Source organism: Alkalihalobacillus phoenicis, assembly GCF_047302405.1.
Lineage (GTDB): Bacteria > Bacillota > Bacilli > Bacillales > Bacillaceae_D > Alkalihalobacillus.
In genome coordinates this window covers 485,201-499,803 of the sequence record NZ_CP154853.1, presented here as the reverse complement: position 1 = coordinate 499,803, position 14,603 = coordinate 485,201, and the positions used below count along the sequence as shown (strand labels likewise).

Genomic DNA, 14,603 nt, shown 5'->3' with positions numbered 1-14,603 from the left:
ACTCGTTAAAATATGGTTCTATTAGTTAAATCTACTCCGCAAGCTGCATGCCCACAGCAATCGCGGGTGAGTCGGGAGCCTCCTGGTATTCCGCTCACTCCGTTTTGGACTTTTCTATTTTTATAAGTAACGAAACATCATTTGGTTCAACTATCAGTAAACCCATTTGAAGGGAGACTTTTCACCTATCCGCCAAGCTTTGAAAAAAATTGAATCATTTGCATGGTTAAGTAGGCAATCCCGGCACCGATTAAAGGTCCAACGGCAACACCCTTAAATAAGGCCACAGCAAGAATCGTTCCGAATACAAGGGCGGTCGTAATATGTGGATCTTCTTTTAATAAATCTAAACCATTGGCCGCAATTAAAGCAACCAGAACCCCTGATGCTAATGCAACCCAAGCATAAGGAGAACGTACGGCTTCCCCTAATTGTTTGAAACCAATTTCACCTGTCACAATAGGGGTTAACACCGCAATCGTAATCACAGTAACCCCAATATTAATTCCCTTTGTTTGGAATAGAGGAAAAAGCTTATCACCTAGTCCAATCCATTTAATCACTAATAAAAAAGCCACAGCAACTAATAAGGACTGATTTTTGGCAATAACGGCAATCGCTAATAGGGCGAGCATAAATAATGTTGCTTGAGACATTTTATCGTCCCTTTCTTACGGTTTCATCGCTATCAGTGCTCTAGGTTTTTCACCACTTTTGTTCAGAACTCTAGAAGGGGCGACGGTTGATGACGACAAATTGCCCATTTCTCACTAACTTTGAGAACCATTTGATTAATAGAGCTTTAAACATGGCTCTCGTTTTTGGTATTAATAAGAGGAGACCGAGGATGTCGGTAATAAAACCAGGAATTAATAGAGCCAAACCACCAAATAAAATACATAGGCCATCTAACATAACTTGATTTGGCATTTGGCCTTGATTAATTTGCATTTGAGCTAATCGAATTGCTTGTAGTCCTTCGCGTTTGGCGAGCCAAGCCCCCAAAATACTTGAAAGGACAATTAATATAATTGTTGGCCAAATCCCAACAATTTGGCTAACTAAAATAAAGCCGATTACTTCTAGAAGTGGAAAGAGCAACAATAGGAGCAAAAAATACTTAGGCATAATATCCCTCTTTTTTCTTAGTTTATCAAATATTTATACGAAAGAAACAGACTCATACTAATAAATCACAAAGAAAAAAAACAGAGGAGAAGGGGATTCCCTTCTCCTCTTCTTCTTTAATTATAGAACACTCGCATGTCCTCTGTAAATATCTCCGCGTGTGCTATCTACAGTAACCTCTTCTCCTTCAGTAAATAGGTTAAGAGCATTCTCTACCCCTACAATAACTGGTGTATTTAGACTTAAACCAACTACAGCTGCATGAGATGTTAATCCACCCTCTTCAGTGATAACAGCCGCTGCCTTTTCAAAAGCAGGAATCATATCTTTGTCTGTACTTTGCATCACTAAAATCGAGTTTGGTTTCACTTTGGCAATCGCCTCATCCGCATCTTTGGCAATGACGATTTGGCCAGTTACAGAGCTACGCCCAATTCCTTGACCTTTAGCAATTACTTCACCAATTACGTGAACTTTAATTAAGTTCGTTGTACCTGATTCACCTACTGGTACACCAGCTGTGATGACAACACGCTCGCCTTGTTTAATAATTCCTGCCTCGACCGCAGCGTCAACCGTAATTTCTAACATATGATCGGTTGATTTCGCTTTTTCTCCCAATACAGGAATTACTCCCCAGACTAAACTCAATTGACGAAAGGCATTTTTATTACTCGTTACCGCAATGATATCTGCTTTCGGACGATATTTTGAAACAATTTGAGCCGTATAACCACTTTCCGTTGCAGATAAAATATAAGACGTATTTAAATTAAAAGCGGTATGAACAACGGACTGACCGATTGCACTAGTCGTCGTCATTGTATCTTCAGCCTTTGTAATCTTATTTAGCATCGCTTTATAATTTAAACCTTGCTCCGCTCTTGCGGCAATTTTATTCATTGTTTGAACAGCTTCAACCGGATAATCACCAGCAGCTGTCTCTCCTGAAAGCATAATCGCATCCGTTCCATCAAAAATCGCATTTGCCACATCACTTGCTTCTGCTCTTGTTGGGCGTGGATTACGTTGCATCGAATCTAACATTTGTGTAGCTGTAATAACTGGCTTCGCTTCTGTATTACACTTCTTAATTAATTGCTTTTGTACTAATGGTACTTCTTCAACCGGAATTTCTACCCCTAAATCACCACGGGCAACCATTAATCCATCTGAAACTTGAAGAATCTCATCGATGTTGTCAACACCTTCTTGATTTTCAATCTTTGGAATGATTTTTATTGTTCCGCCACCATTGTTTTCTAGTAGCTCACGAATTTCGAGAACATCTGATGCTCTGCGAACAAAAGATGCCGCAACAAAGTCAACATCTTGCTCAATACCAAAACGAATGTCTGCTGCGTCTTTTTCCGTAATACCTGGTAGATTGACACTAACATTAGGGACATTACAGCCTTTTTTATTTTTTAAAACACCACTATTTTTAACTGTTGTCACAAGTTCTGAATCGCGAATTTCTGTCACTTCTAATTCAATTAATCCGTCATCTAATAATAAAGTCGAACCAATTTGCACATCCTTAACAAGCTCAGGATATGTAATTGAAATGATTTCGTTATTCCCAACGACTTCATTCATGGATACGATTAACGATTGACCTGCTTTTAACTCAACCATGCCGTTTTCTAATGTTTGAGTGCGGATTTCTGGACCTTTTGTATCTAATAAAATAGCGACTGTTTTACCGGTTATTTTTGAAGCTTCTCGAATGTTTTTAATACGTGCTCCATGTTCTTCAAAATCACCATGGGAAAAATTCAAACGAGCAACATTCATTCCTGCTTCTATTAATTGGACAAGCTTTTCAACACTTTCACTGGCTGGACCGATTGTACATACAATTTTCGTTTTACGCATAATTGCCTCCTATATAATTCTACTACTCCAAAAGCACACAAGAAAGGAAAGAATTAAATGGATAATTCTTGTGATAGCTTGTACATATCTAAATTAACTTCATGCTTTTGTGATAAAACTTCCTCAATATCATGATAAACAAGTTCATTCTTTTGAATACCTACCGTAACGCCGGCTTTACCATCTATTAAAAGATCAACAGCCTTTGCCCCTAAACGACTAGCGAGCACTCGATCAGACGCTGTTGGTGAACCACCACGTTGAATATGACCTAACACTGTTACACGTGTTTCCATATTCGTTGCATCACTAATTTCTTTTCCGAAAGTAAATCCATTTCCTACTCCTTCAGCAACGATGATGATACTATGCTTTTTGCCACGTTCTTGCCCGCGCTTTAAACGGTTAACAATTTGGTCCATATCATAGTCAGCTTCAGGAATCAGAATGGTTTCGGCACCATCAGCGAGTCCTGCCCATAACGCAAGGTCTCCGGCATGACGCCCCATAACTTCAATCACATAAGTTCTCTCATGTGAAGTAGCTGTATCTCGAATTTTATCGATCGCTTCAATAATCGTATTTAATGCTGTATCAAATCCGATCGTAAAATCTGTACCCGGAATATCATTATCAATCGTTCCCGGTACCCCGATGGTTGGAAAACCGTGTTCCGTTAATTTTCTTGCCCCTTGGAAAGAACCGTCACCACCAATGACAACTAAACCTTCAATGCCAAATTTCTTTAATTGCTCAATTCCCTTTTGTTGACCTTCTAATGTTTTAAATTCCTCACAGCGTGCTGTATAAAGCATCGTTCCACCACGATGAATAATATCACCAACAGAGCCAAGCTCCATTTTATGAATCTCACCAGCAATTAAACCAGCATATCCATAGTTAATTCCGTAAACTTCAAGTCCGTGGAAAATCGCCTTCCTTACAACTGCACGAATCGCCGCATTCATTCCTGGCGAATCTCCACCACTTGTTAAAACTCCAATTCTTTTCATCGGTGTTAAACCTCCTAAAACAAAATTAAGACATATAAAATTTCACGCCTATCGAACTAGTCCATACATAACATCCAAAATGGGACGAAATCAGTTCAAAAGCATAGTCGTTTTAATAACGTAGTCTAATGAATCATTTTTCACCACTATCCCTTAAAAAATACCACTACCGATTCACGAATACAATACAGATCTTCATAAAAATTATGTAGATCGTCCATTTTGTTTAAATATTGATAGAACAAGCTTTTTCAGGCGAAATATAGTGTACTTCTTTATAATAAAAAGTACTCTCTAAGAAAAGAAAGTACTTAATTAGTGTGCGTTATTGTGATCGCTTTCATCACTATATTGTCCGATATTTTTAAATTTCTCATATTTTTGCGAAAGGAGTTCTTCCTCAGACAATAATGAAAGTTCTTTTAAAGATTTTTTGATCGTCTCACCGATATATTCAGCTTGCTCTTTGACATCTCGATGAGCACCACCTTTTACTTCATGGATAATTTCATCAATAATTCCTAACTCCTTTAAATCAGGAGCGGTAATTTTCATCGTTTCAGCTGCTTTTTGGGCAAGAGAAGAATCCTTCCAAAGGAGAGCCGCTGCTCCTTCTGGTGAAATAACAGAATAAGTTGAGTTTTCAAGCATATGAATATGATTTCCAACACCTAAGGCAAGAGCTCCACCACTTCCGCCTTCTCCAATCACAATACAAATAATTGGTACTTTTAAACCAGCCATTTCAAGCAAGTTCCGCGCGATCGCTTCACTTTGTCCACGTTCTTCCGCTTCTTTACCAGGGTAAGCCCCTTTTGTATCAATAAAACAAATGATGGGGCGCTGGAATTTATCCGCTTGTTTCATTAAGCGCAATGCCTTCCGATAGCCTTCCGGATGTGGACTACCAAAATTACGATAAATATTGTCCTTTGTATTTTTGCCACGCTGATGGCCAATGACCGTTACAGGTGTTCCGTTAAACTTAGCAATACCAGCTACGATCGCTGGATCATCTCCATATAAACGATCACCGTGCATTTCTAAAAAATCGGTAAACAAATGATCAATATAATCTAATGTGGTTGGACGCTCCGTATGTCGTGCAATCTGTACTCGTTCCCAAGGTTGTAAGTTGCCATATATCTCTTTCTCAAGTTCATGAAGGCGTTTTTCTAACTTAATGATTTCTTCAGAAAGATCAATTTCCTTCTCTTCCGTAAAAGTGCGAAGTTCACTAATTTTATTTTTTAACTCAATAATTGGTTTCTCAAACTTTAAATCTGTAGCCAATTATTCCACCTCCCCTTTATGACTGTTGATGCATCTCGATGATTTTAGCTAATGTTTCTTTCATTTCTGAGCGATGAATCACTCGGTCTAATTGTCCATGTTCTAACAAGAATTCCGCTGTCTGAAAATCGTCAGGAAGCTCTTGTCTAATCGTTTGTTCAATAATTCGACGTCCTGCAAACCCAATTAATGCTTTTGGTTCGGCAAAATTATAATCACCTAATGAAGCAAAACTAGCCGATACTCCACCTGTTGTTGGGTGCGTCATAATGGATATAAATAACCCTCCTACACGATTAAGCTTTTCAAGGGCCGCACTCGTTTTAGCCATTTGCATTAAACTTAGAACACCTTCCTGCATTCTTGCCCCACCAGATGCTGAAAATAATAGAATCGGTTTTTTCTGCTCAATCGCTGCCTCTATTGCTCTTGTTATTTTCTCTCCAGCCGCAGAACCCATACTTCCCATAATGAACCTGGCATCCATCACGGCAATGACCGTCGGAAACCCATTAATTAAACCCTCGCCGGAAACAACACCTTCCATTAAGCCTGTTTTCTGACGAATCGCTTCTAATTTCTTTTCATAGTCAGGGAATTGTAAGGGGTTTACACTTGTAATGCCTTTATCATATTCTATAAACGTTCCTTCATCAAACAAGCTTTCAATCCGCTCATAACCACTCATACGATGATGGTGACCACAAGATGCACAAACGAGTAAGTTCTTTTTTAACTCTTTTGTATACATAATGGTTCGGCAAGAAGGACATTTAGTCATCAGACCTTCAGGCACTTCCTGTTTCGCACGTTCAGATGGAATTGTTGCATAACGTTTCTTTTTCGAAAATAAATCTTTAATATTCATGGCTGCACCTCATTCGTTAACCATTTTTATATGATTCATGGATTGCTAATATTAATCGGTCTTAAAGTAAGAGTTTAATCGTTTTTACCTCTATACATACATATATATGGTCAAGCTCTTTTATAAATGATTCAATCCTTGTTAATAAACATGGAAAAGATTAAAAATGATTGCTTTCTAAATGTTGTTCAATTAACAAAAGGATTTCAGTTTCATTCTGTTCTTTAAGCAAATCTAATAAATTTCGATGATCCTCGAGCTTTTTTTAGGATCAGCTACTAATTTCTGAGTGTCAATTGTCGCTTTATGAAAATCAACTAAAGAGACCCACATATTTATTAATAATTTATTGTTTGAAGCTTCAACCATCGTTTTATGGAACTTATAATCAAGCTGAAACTGTTTTTCAAATGGAGCATTTAATTGAGTAAAATAGATGTCTTCTAACTTTTGGATCATATTTGATGAAATGTTTTTTAACCCTATACGAATCGCATCTAACTCGATAATTCTTCTAGTTTCTTTTAAATCTTTTTTAGCCGTATCGTCTTTAAGCATGTACATTAAAATAATATCGACGAGGCGATGACTACCCGTCGCATTAAAAAAGGTTCCCTCGCCTCGTCTCGTTTCAATAAGATCTAATAATTCCAATGCTCTTAACGCTTCACGAACAGAAGAGCGAGCAACACCTAAACGCTCGCTAAGCTCTCGCTCCGACGGAAGCTTAGCCCCGTTCGTTAATCGCTCTTCCATAATAAATTGGTTTAACTGTTTAATAACATCAATAAAACGTTTAGACTGATTGCTCACTTAATCGATTCACACCTCTACTAAAGTTCAATCCATTAATCGTTTCCGATAATCGCGAGCTTTCTCGTTTTTTCTGCTACTTCTTCTGGGTCAACCTTTTTTCTAGCTACTCCCGTTTCCATCGCCGCTTTTGCTACTGCCGCAGCTACAGCTGGAGCTACTCTAGTATCAAATGGAGCTGGAATCACATAATCAACGCTTAATTCTTCCGTACTTACTAAATCGGCAATTGCGTAAACTGCAGCTACCTTCATTTCTTCGTTAATATGTGTAGCTCTTACATCTAAAGCTCCTCTAAAAATACCTGGGAATGCTAGGACATTATTCACTTGGTTTGGAAAGTCAGAACGTCCTGTGCCGATAACACTTGCCCCTGCTTCTTTCGCCACATGAGGCATAATTTCAGGATCTGGGTTTGCCATTGCAAAAATGATTGGGTCATTATTCATCGATTCAATCATCTCTTTTGTTAAAGCACCTGCAACAGAAACACCAATAAACACATCCGTGCCTTGAATCACATCAGCAAGTGTTCCTTCTTTTTGGTCTTGATTTGTATACTTGGCTACTTCAGCCTTTACATCATTCATTCCATAAGAACGATTTTCAAAAATGGCCCCTTTTGAGTCACACATCACAATGTCACGGACACCCATACGACGTAATAATTTAATAATAGCAATTCCAGCAGCACCCGCACCATTGGCTACAACCTTAATTTCTGACATCTTTTTGCCTGTAATTTTTAAAGCATTAATTAAACCAGCTAATGTGACGATCGCTGTTCCATGTTGATCATCATGAAATACAGGGATATTCGCTTCCTTCTTTAATCGTTCCTCAATGACAAAGCAGCTCGGAGCCGCAATATCTTCTAAATTAACTCCACCAAATGTCGGCTCCAGTAACTTTACTGTCTCCACAATTTGATCAACATCTGTTGAACGTAAACAAATCGGAAAGGCATCAACACCTGCAAAAGATTTGAATAAAACGGCTTTACCTTCCATAACTGGTAAGGAAGCTTCTGGCCCAATATTTCCAAGTCCTAATACAGCTGTCCCATTACTTACTACAGCCACCATATTGCCTTTCATCGTGTACTCATAGACAGTCTCTACATCTTCAAAAATCTCTTTGCAAGGTTCTGCTACACCAGGAGAATAAGCCAAACTTAAATCGTTTGCTGTTTTCACTGGAACTTTTGATTTTGATTCAAGCTTTCCTTGATTAATACGATGAATATGTAGTGCTTCTTCCTTCAATGTGGACACAACGGTCACTCTCCTTATTTTCTCCTACTTACGGTTCTATTTACTGGGATTTGACACACACTGGTCTGACCACTAAAACATTCTCATTATAAATGATAGGAACATATTAGCCAAGCCTTTCTCATAAAAGTGGGACATTTATTCCCCGATGACTACGTTCTCATCTCCAAGCAAATCCTTTAATATCGCGATTGCTTGGCTTTCTTTATTAATAAAAAAGTTTAATTGAATTTTTTGTTCCCTTGCCTCATCAAAAATAATGACAGGTGTTTCCCCATAAAACGGTCGTAGAATCTCTGTTATTTTTTCTAATATCCCTTTTTCATTTTGTTCTTTTGGAATTCTAATAAAAAGGCGCTTTTGCTTTTGTAATAAATGAGTTAAATTCATCACTTTGTTCACAATAAATTGACTTTTGTTTCGAGATTGGTCTACTTTCCCTTCTAAAAAAAGCAATTGGCCTTGCTTAAACAATGGTGAGTTGTTTTTCCAAACGGATGGAAAAATAACTGCATCGACACGGTTTGTTTCATCACTCATTTCGACAAAAGCCATTTGGTCGCCTTTTTTTGTTTTGATTTGTTTACTTTCAAGCACTAAAGCCGCAATTCTTGTAATATGTGGTGAATGATTTAGAACATCATCAATCGTTTCACGTTTATAAGTCTCAAACACTCGTTCATATTGCAAGACAGGATGCCCTGACAAATAAAATCCTAACACTTCATGCTCATACTCTAACTTCTCTAACTCACTTAAAGGTTCCTGCTCTAAATATTGAGGTGGGTCTAAGGATAAAGTAAATAGACCATCCATTTCCTCTTTAAAATCATGAACTTTCTGGGCATATTCAAATGCCTCATCAACACTTGCTAATAACACCGCTCGGTCTTGCTTAAAATAGTCGAGAGCTCCTGATTTGATTAAACTTTCAACAACCTTTTTATTAATTAGTTTGCTATCCATTTTCACACAAAAGTCAAACAAATTATCTGGCAATTCTTGATTTCGGCTTTCGACTAAGAACGCCGCCACTTGATAACCGATATGGTCAACCGATAAAAAACCCATTCGGATTCCATCTTCCTCTAACGAAAACCGGATATCACTTTTCTCAAGGGAAGGTGGCAGTAAGGGCACCTTCGTACGTTTTGCTTCTTGAATATAATCGATCATTTTTTCTTTTTGGTGAAGCACACCTGAAAATAAAGCAGCATAAAAAGCAGCCGGATAATGCACTTTTACATAAGCCAATTGATAACTTATAAAACTATAAGCAACGGCATGGCTACGTGGAAATCCATAATTAGCAAACCGTTCAATTAAATCAAATATTCGTTCTGCCATTTCTTTTGTATATCCAAGTTCCATTGAGCGGTTAATAAATCCTGCTTTTTCCGCCTGTAAAGTCTTTTTATTTTTTTTACTAATTGCTCTTCTTAAAATATCCGCTTCAGCAAGACTATAACGAGCTAGCTTAACCGCAATTTGAATGATCTGCTCTTGATAAACAATAACTCCATAAGTCGATGAGAGAATCGGCTCTAAATCTGGGTGCAAATAAGTAACTGTATGATCTGGTTCATTTTTCCCTTGAATATAGGTTGGAATAAAATCCATTGGACCTGGCCGATATAAAGCGTTCACGGCAACAATGTCCTCAAATTTACTTGGCTTTAATTGTCTTAAAACCCCTCGCATTCCATCTGATTCTAATTGGAAGACACCCGTCGTTTCTCCTTTAGATAGCTCCTCATACACTTTCACGTCATCAAGTGGCAATTGAAGTAAATCAATTTTTTCCCCTGTATGAGCATGAACGGCGTCCTGTACCCTTTCTAACATCGTTAAATTTCTTAACCCTAAAAAGTCAAATTTAACAAAACCAACCTCTTCTAAAACTCCCATTGTCGCTTGAGTTAAATAAACCCCATCTTGTCCTGATTGCAAGGCGACGATATCCGTTAACGGCTTCTGGCTAATAATAACACCTGCTGCATGGGTCGATGAGTGTCTCGGTAATCCTTCAATTTTTAAAGCAAGGTGCTTTAATTGTTCAAGTTCTTCTGACTCCTTTAAAAAGTTCCTAAACTCTTCATTGCTACTTATTGCTTTTTCTAACGTTATTCCAGGCCTTGAAGGAACTAGCTTGGCCGCTTTCTCAATTTCGAAGGCATGTAGCCCCAATACTTTGCCTACATCACGAATCGCTGCTTTTGCGGCAAATGTTCCAAATGTTAAAATTTGGGCCACATAGTTTTTCCCATAGCTCTTTTGCACATACTGAATGACTTCTTCACGACGGTGATCAGGAAAATCAACATCAATATCTGGCAGCGATTGTCTTTCTGGGTTTAAAAAACGCTCAAATAATAAGTTATACTTTAGCGGATCGATTTCCGTAATAGCTAATGTAAAGGCCACAAGGGAACTCGCAGCAGAACCACGCCCAGGACCTACTAAAATCCCATGTTCTTTTGCATAACGAATAAAATCCCAAACAACTAAAAAATAATCGGTAAAACCCATACTATTGATGACATTTAACTCATAATCTAGACGACTATATGCCTCTTCACTTGGATTTTTATATCGCTTTTTTAAACCTTGTAAACATAACTCTCGAAGCGTATTCTCGGCTGTTTGACCGTCCTGAAGCGGAAACTTAGGCATTAGCGACTCCTCAAATGATAGAGCAACTTCGCTTTTATTTATCATCTCTTCCATGGATTGATAGGCTGACATTATAGAACTTATTTGTTTAAGCTCGTCCTTTGAAAGTAAAAATGCTTTTTTTTCATAGGGTTTTAACTCGATCCGCTCCATTAGTTGACCCGACTGGATCGCTTTTAACACTACATAGCTTGAAACATCCTCTTTTTGCAAATAACGTACCGGGTGACCAGCGAGACAATTCCAACCTCCTTGCTCTGCGATCGAAACAAGCTGACGGTGATACGATTCATCCTGATCCATCTCGCCACTCAATTCCAAATAAACATCTTTTTTATCGATAAAATCACTTGAGAACCAACTCGATAACCATTGTCCGGCATTCGTTTGTTCCCGACTCTTTAAATAAGCTTCAAGCGGTCCTTCATAATATGGAATTATGATCAGACAAGCTTCTGTATATCGCAAAAGTTCTTCTTTTAATAAATAAGCCCTTTTTGATTCCTTTAATCCAAGAATGGTTGAGAGCTTATTTAAAGAACGATAACCGTCGTTTGATTTCGCCAATAACCGTAAAAGAAATGACTCTCTCCTATTCTCATCAAAGATGGTTACCTCTAGGCCAATTAAAGGTTTAATCTGAAACTTTAAGCATGCTTTATAAAAGGGAACAGCCCCATACATCACATGATGATCAGTTAAGGCAAGAGCTTCATACCCTAACATGCTCGCTTGCTCAACTAATTTCTCCATTCGATTGGTTGAAGAGAGTAAGCTAAATTCACTATATACATTAGTATGAACAAATTTCATAATGCTCTCCCTCATTCCTCATCTGAACTTTCTAGTCCTATTATAATATGTTTTTGCCTATTGTTAAAAAGTTTCGCTTATTTCTTGCATAAACAAGCTGCTCCCAACCATATAGTGATAGAAACAAGCCTTCAAAAATTGAATTAAGCGGAAGGATGAGCAGAAATGACTCGTGAATTACTTTCAACACTTGTCGATGTCTTTTTTGTCGCATTTGGGGTCATTATAGGCGGAGCTATTATCGGATGCCTTGGAGCGTTTCTAGTCGGAAAAGCCCCTTTAGAAGAGATGAAAAATTTGTCAAGTTCTTTAAAAATTTGGGCGATTGTGGCGGCCATCGGTGGCTCCTTTGACGCGATCACAAGTATCGAACGTGGATTATTTGATGGATTACATGAAGATATATTACGAACGTTTCTTATGCTTTTCACAGCCTTTTGCGGGGCACAAGCAGGTACAGTCATCATTCTTTGGATTGTTGGTGGTGAACATTAATGAGAGTTCCTCCGTATTATCGAAGGCCTGGTTGGCAACGTTTTTTTGCAGGAATTGCGATTGGGGCAATCATCGGGTGGGCTTTTTTTGTGAATCATTACGGACAAGTGTATGATTCAATGATCGTTAAAATTAAAACACAAGCCGATGAAATCACCCATTTAGAAGAAGATATTGCCCAGCTAAAAAATGATCAAGTCATATTAAACGAAGAGAACAAAAACAAATTAACCGTACAAGATATTGAAATCAGCTTTTCGAACGACAAACAATTAAAGCTAAGTCAATTAACAATTCATGATTTAAAACACCAAGCTGTTGACCAAATTAGCAACTTAAAAGGCGATAGCATCGAAACTGTTTATCAAGCAAAAGACCTTATTTACCGAGCGATCGAAAATAAAACCTATGTAATCGATGATCGTAAATACCATTTCAAAATCATCGGTGAATCCTTTTACACGACCCTGCACTTAACGATTGAAATTAAGTTAGAGCCTTCATCCAATTGAAGGCTCTTTTAGAGAAAACTGAAAAACGTTCTGCTCGTTAATATATAGTTAACATTAGTTAGCTTACTCCGCGAACTGCATACTCTATTCCCGCAGGAATAAACCGTGGAGCGAGACCCCACAGGTGTACCGAGGAGGCTCGCCAGGTTCTCGGCAAGGACGCGGAGTATGGTTTTGGTCGCGACAGCCGAAGCGCTTCATTTTAGTGAACAGATTCCTTCAACAGCCTACGAAGAGATGTGTTCAGACTGTCAACGATGGAACCGTCCATGTAAAGTCAATTTGAGTATGGTATCGCCCTAAAGTCAATCTCTATCAACGGTTAAGGGTCAATTGTACGCTGCGAAAGTTGAGTTAATTACTTGTTTTTTTCATTAAATTCTGCACTCAATAGTTTTAATTTTTCCACTAATTGGTCCGCTTCTTCAAAGCTATAAACCGTTGCTCCTGAAGCCATTGGGTGTCCACCACCATTAAATTCCTTCGCTAACTCGTTAATGATTGGTCCTTTGGAGCGGAGGCGTACACGAATTTTATCTTCATCTTCAACAAAAAACACCCATGCTTTTAACCCTTCGACACTTGAGAAAACATTCACCAACTGGGATGATTCATTTGCCGTTAAATCAAACTTTTCTAAAATGCCCTTCGTTAAACGCATTTCACCAACACCATGATCGTGATAAATAAAATGCTGTAAAACATACCCTTCTAACCTCGTTGTTTTTAACGATTTACGATGAAGGGCTGAATAAAATTTGGGCTGATCAATACCGACTTCAATTAGTTTTCCTGTACGAATATGGGTCGCATTTGTTGTATTATTGTACATAAAACGACCAGTATCACCGACAATGCCAGCGTATAAAGGAAGTGCGACTTCACTCGTTAAGGCTTTTTCAAAAGCAGATGACGCCTCAATCAGTGCAACGATCATCTCACTCGTTGAACTCATGCTCGTATCAACCCAATTCCAATTTCCATACTGGTCTTCCGGTGGATGATGATCAATTTTGAGAAGCTTCTCTCCTAGCTGATAACGCTCATCACTGATGCGCTCTTGATTCGCTGTATCTAAAACGATCACCAGTGCACCATTATATTTCTCATCTTCTATCTGATCCATCTCCCCTAAAAAACCGAGTGACTCCTCTACTTCTCCAACCGCATAGACATTTTTAGAAGGATCAAGAACTTGAATGAGCTTTTTTAAACCAATTTGAGACCCTAATGCATCAGGATCTGGGCGTTGATGTCGATGGATAATGATCGTTTTATACTTCAAGATTTGTTCTTCTATCGTTTTTATCATGTTTGTCCCTCTATTCTTATTTCTTCATACAAGTTATTTTTTGCCGTGAATGGTTTCACGATTTAGACACTTCCTCAGAACTAGCTTTTCTTATACAAAAACGTTACAATATGTCTGTATAACTCAGAACCGCTAGCTTTAACTAGGAAGGAGCCTAATCATATGGCTGATTCAATTTCAAAGATTTTAATCATTATTGTCGTTATTTCTTTTGTCTTTTTTCTTTTTAATAAATTCAAACAATGGAGAGCCGCTGAATCATTAGTTAAGCGAATTTACCAATCAAAAGCTAGCCTTTCTCTTGGTATGTTTTTGCTTGCTTTTGGTCTGAATTTATTTGTTTCCTACAGAAGTATCCTTGAAGTTGTGATTGGAGCTGTTTTTGTGATGCTTGGTGCTTTTAATGCTTACCACGGCTACAAAGCATACAATCACTATATTCCGCAAATGGAGCAAAACTAATCATAAACATATTGAAAAAGGCATGGGATTTCCCAGCCTTTTTTTCAAATTTGACTAATTAACTCCTCT

Annotated in this window: 13 protein-coding genes; 3 read left to right on the top strand and 10 right to left on the bottom strand. The window is 38.1% G+C overall.

What is annotated here, in order from left to right:
- Positions 1-185: 185 nt before the first annotated feature.
- From AA0017_RS02260 to dnaE, 9 genes are all read right to left on the bottom strand, one after another.
- Positions 186-656 (bottom strand): DUF441 domain-containing protein, encoded by a 471-nt coding sequence (locus AA0017_RS02260; protein WP_413379127.1) that lies wholly within the window; start codon positions 654-656, stop codon positions 186-188.
- 70 nt (positions 657-726) lie between these two features.
- Complete coding sequence (locus tag AA0017_RS02255) at positions 727-1,128, bottom strand: FxsA family protein (RefSeq protein ID WP_413379125.1); 402 nt, start codon at positions 1,126-1,128, stop codon at positions 727-729.
- A 120-nt stretch (positions 1,129-1,248) separates the two neighbouring features.
- Positions 1,249-3,006 (bottom strand): pyruvate kinase, encoded by a 1,758-nt coding sequence (pyk, locus tag AA0017_RS02250; RefSeq protein ID WP_413379123.1) that lies wholly within the window; start codon positions 3,004-3,006, stop codon positions 1,249-1,251.
- A gap of 53 nt (positions 3,007-3,059) precedes the next feature.
- A complete protein-coding gene (pfkA, locus tag AA0017_RS02245) occupies positions 3,060-4,019 on the bottom strand; it encodes a 6-phosphofructokinase (protein ID WP_413379121.1) in 960 nt (319 codons plus the stop codon).
- A 315-nt stretch (positions 4,020-4,334) separates the two neighbouring features.
- Positions 4,335-5,312: an acetyl-CoA carboxylase carboxyl transferase subunit alpha gene (accA, locus tag AA0017_RS02240; RefSeq protein WP_413379119.1), complete on the bottom strand. Its 978-nt coding sequence runs from the start codon at positions 5,310-5,312 to the stop codon at positions 4,335-4,337.
- Between the two features lie 16 nt (positions 5,313-5,328).
- The gene (accD, locus tag AA0017_RS02235) at positions 5,329-6,180 is read right to left on the bottom strand and encodes an acetyl-CoA carboxylase, carboxyltransferase subunit beta (RefSeq protein WP_413379117.1); all 852 of its coding nucleotides are present in this window, start codon (positions 6,178-6,180) and stop codon (positions 5,329-5,331) included.
- 234 nt (positions 6,181-6,414) lie between these two features.
- Complete coding sequence (locus AA0017_RS02230; protein ID WP_413379115.1) at positions 6,415-6,993, bottom strand: FadR/GntR family transcriptional regulator; 579 nt, start codon at positions 6,991-6,993, stop codon at positions 6,415-6,417.
- Positions 6,994-7,028: 35 nt separating this feature from the next.
- Positions 7,029-8,267, bottom strand: a complete 1,239-nt coding sequence (locus AA0017_RS02225; protein ID WP_413379113.1) for an NAD(P)-dependent malic enzyme — start codon at positions 8,265-8,267, stop codon at positions 7,029-7,031.
- A gap of 138 nt (positions 8,268-8,405) precedes the next feature.
- The gene (dnaE, locus tag AA0017_RS02220) at positions 8,406-11,753 is read right to left on the bottom strand and encodes a DNA polymerase III subunit alpha (RefSeq protein ID WP_413379111.1); all 3,348 of its coding nucleotides are present in this window, start codon (positions 11,751-11,753) and stop codon (positions 8,406-8,408) included.
- Between the two features lie 165 nt (positions 11,754-11,918).
- Here dnaE and AA0017_RS02215 point away from each other — a divergent pair, with 165 nt between their 5' ends.
- Together AA0017_RS02215 and ytrI are read left to right on the top strand one after the other, a co-directional pair.
- Positions 11,919-12,248, top strand: coding sequence for a YtrH family sporulation protein (locus AA0017_RS02215; protein WP_413379109.1), 330 nt, complete (start codon positions 11,919-11,921; stop codon positions 12,246-12,248).
- The gene (gene ytrI / locus AA0017_RS02210) at positions 12,248-12,760 is read left to right on the top strand and encodes a sporulation membrane protein YtrI (protein WP_413379107.1); all 513 of its coding nucleotides are present in this window, start codon (positions 12,248-12,250) and stop codon (positions 12,758-12,760) included. Before AA0017_RS02215 ends, ytrI begins: the two co-directional genes overlap by 1 nt.
- Positions 12,761-13,118: 358 nt before the next feature.
- On the opposite strand, the gene AA0017_RS02205 is transcribed toward ytrI, so the two are convergent.
- The gene (locus AA0017_RS02205; RefSeq protein ID WP_413379105.1) at positions 13,119-14,072 is read right to left on the bottom strand and encodes a DHH family phosphoesterase; all 954 of its coding nucleotides are present in this window, start codon (positions 14,070-14,072) and stop codon (positions 13,119-13,121) included.
- Positions 14,073-14,234: 162 nt separating this feature from the next.
- Between AA0017_RS02205 and AA0017_RS02200 the strand changes: the two genes are divergently transcribed.
- Positions 14,235-14,534: a YtpI family protein gene (locus tag AA0017_RS02200; RefSeq protein WP_413379103.1), complete on the top strand. Its 300-nt coding sequence runs from the start codon at positions 14,235-14,237 to the stop codon at positions 14,532-14,534.
- The last annotated feature ends 69 nt before the right edge of the window (positions 14,535-14,603 follow it).

Excerpts from the sequence above, each read along its gene's own strand:
- AA0017_RS02260 (WP_413379127.1), bottom strand. The coding sequence starts at position 656 with ATGTCTCAAGCAACATTATTTATGCTCGCCCTATTAGCGATTGCCGTT.
- AA0017_RS02255 (WP_413379125.1), bottom strand. The coding sequence starts at position 1,128 with ATGCCTAAGTATTTTTTGCTCCTATTGTTGCTCTTTCCACTTCTAGAA.
- pyk (WP_413379123.1), bottom strand. The coding sequence starts at position 3,006 with ATGCGTAAAACGAAAATTGTATGTACAATCGGTCCAGCCAGTGAAAGT.
- pfkA (WP_413379121.1), bottom strand. The coding sequence starts at position 4,019 with ATGAAAAGAATTGGAGTTTTAACAAGTGGTGGAGATTCGCCAGGAATG.
- accD (WP_413379117.1), bottom strand. The coding sequence starts at position 6,180 with ATGAATATTAAAGATTTATTTTCGAAAAAGAAACGTTATGCAACAATT.
- dnaE (WP_413379111.1), bottom strand. The coding sequence starts at position 11,753 with ATGAAATTTGTTCATACTAATGTATATAGTGAATTTAGCTTACTCTCT.
- AA0017_RS02215 (WP_413379109.1), top strand. The coding sequence starts at position 11,919 with ATGACTCGTGAATTACTTTCAACACTTGTCGATGTCTTTTTTGTCGCA.
- ytrI (WP_413379107.1), top strand. The coding sequence starts at position 12,248 with ATGAGAGTTCCTCCGTATTATCGAAGGCCTGGTTGGCAACGTTTTTTT.
- AA0017_RS02205 (WP_413379105.1), bottom strand. The coding sequence starts at position 14,072 with ATGATAAAAACGATAGAAGAACAAATCTTGAAGTATAAAACGATCATT.
- AA0017_RS02200 (WP_413379103.1), top strand. The coding sequence starts at position 14,235 with ATGGCTGATTCAATTTCAAAGATTTTAATCATTATTGTCGTTATTTCT.